Here is a 2,124-nt window from a genome sequence, read left to right on the forward strand (position 1 = left end):
TGGTCGGGCAGTCGCTGCTCAAGGGCACGCCCTTCGAGGCGATGCTGCAGGGCGGCCTCGACGACTCGCTGTTCGAAGGCGTCAACGACACGCACTACACCGTCCCCAACTTCCACCTCTGGGCGCACTATCCCGAGCCGAACGTGCCCGTGCTGTGGTGGCGCTCGGTCGGAAACACGCACACCGGGTACGTGATGGAGACGCTGGTCGACGAACTCGCGGAACGCGCCAAGGCCGACCCCATCGCGTATCGCAAGAAGCTGCTCGCGGCCGACTCGAAGAAACTGCACGCGGTACTCGACCTGCTGGAGCAGAAGAGCGCGTGGCGGAAGTCGCTGCCGCAAGGACACGCGGCCGGGGTCGCGTGCCATGAGTCGTTCGGCACGGGCGTGGCGTGCGCGGTGGAAGTCTCGCTCGACCGCGGCAAGCCGCGCATCCACCGCGCCACGGTGGCGGTCGATTGCGGCACCGCGGTGAACCCGCTGAGCATCGCGGCACAGATGCAGGGCGGGCTGGCCTTCGGGATGTCGCAGCTCGTGCCGCACGGCCTGGTCACGCTGAAGGAAGGGCGCGTGGAACAGCGCAACTGGGACGGTTACCGGCCGCCCTACATGGCGGACGCGCCCATGGCGGTCGACGTCCACATCGTCCCCAGCACGGAGAGGCCGACCGGGTGCGGCGAGCCGCCGGTGCCGGTCATCGCGCCGGCGGTGGCGAACGCGCTCACGCGGCTCACGGGCAGGCGCTACCGGAAGCTGCCGATCGAGAAGGTGTAGCTAGTCGGACTGGATCTGCACTAGCTCGGAGCTCTCTTGCTTGCGCGCCGGGGCGAGCTGCTCCGGCTTGATGGTCTGCGGCGCGCGCCAGAAGTCGATGTAGCTGGTCTGGTGGACGCAGCTCACCGTGCAGTAGGGCGCGCACGATTTCTCCGTCAGGAACTCGCGCTTGATGTCGGCGACGGTGTACTCGGCGAGCGGCTTGCCGGGATAGCCGCGCTGCTGCGAGCAGTAGTGCACCAGGCCGTCCTCGCAGATGTAGAAGTAGCGCGCGCCGGCGCGGCAGCGCCACTGGTTCGGCTTGCCGAGCGCGATGTTCTCCTGGAAGCGGTTGATCTGCGCGTAGCTGCCCTTGCCCAGGCGCTTCATGCGCTGGTAGACGCTCATCTCTACGTCGGAGAGCGGCTTGAGCTGGCCGTGGCCGTCGTGGATGATGCCGCAGGTCGAGGTGAAGCCCAGCTCGACCGCGCGCTCGCCGATGACGAGTGCGTCCTCGGGATTGCGCGTGCCCGCGCCGATCACCGAGTTGATGTTGACGTGGAAGTCGGCGTGCTCCTGCAGGAGCTGCAGCTTCTTGTCGAGCACCTTGAGCGACTTCACCGAGACCTCGTCGGGCTGCACGTTGTCGATCGAGATCTGCAGGTGGTCGAGCCCGGCGGCGTTCAGCGACTTGATGCGGTCCACCGTCAGCAGGTACCCGTTGGTGATGAGCCCGGCGATGCGGCGGTGCTTGCGGATGCGCGCGATCACGCGCTCCAGCTCGGGATGCAGCAGCGGCTCGCCGCCCGAGATGGTGACCAGGCTCACGCCCAGCCGCGCCAGGTGGTCGATGCGCTGCTCCATGACCTCGGCCGGGACGGGCTTGGAGACGTCGTCGTACTCGTTGCAGTAGGTGCAGGATAGATTGCAGCGCCGGATGGGGACGATGTGCGCCTGGACCACGTGGTCGGTCGACACCAGCCCCTTCGCGATCAACAGCAGTTCGCGCGTCAGCCGGTGGATGGCGAGCGCGCGGCGACGGAATCCGATGCCCTTTCGACGCATGGGTGAAGTCTCTATTAGACCACAGCCCCCCGCGCCGGGACGAAGCTAAGTACCTTATTCGGCGGGTTTTAGGTGCTGAATGGAGGCATCCCGCAGCGAAGCGCCACGGTGCGAATGCAAACGGGGCTGCCGGAGCAGCCCCGTTCGAAGGACTGCGGCCGACTATACCGCGAGGGCGGCGAAGCCGACGCTGATGAGGGTGATCAGAGCCCACCAGCCGAACACGACGCCGAGCGCGGTGCCGCGCTTGGCGCGGCTCACACACGCGAACCCGATGCCGGTCAAGACCAGGGTCCAGATGGTG

The 2,124-nt window shown here is 67.3% G+C and carries 2 protein-coding genes; one reads left to right on the forward strand and one right to left on the reverse strand.

The genetic code is table 11. The features are described 5' to 3' along the window. The coding region (locus tag VLA96_07965) for a molybdopterin cofactor-binding domain-containing protein (GenBank protein ID HSE49125.1) at positions 1–776 on the forward strand (776 nt) is incomplete at its 5' end. Here VLA96_07965 and VLA96_07970 read toward each other — a convergent pair. Continuing rightward, complete coding sequence (locus VLA96_07970) at positions 777–1,820, reverse strand: radical SAM protein (protein ID HSE49126.1); 1,044 nt, start codon at positions 1,818–1,820, stop codon at positions 777–779. Between the last annotated feature and the right edge of the window lie 304 nt (positions 1,821–2,124).

The sequence above is a fragment of the Terriglobales bacterium genome, assembly GCA_035457425.1.
Taxonomy (GTDB): Bacteria; Acidobacteriota; Terriglobia; order Terriglobales; family Acidobacteriaceae; genus JACPNR01.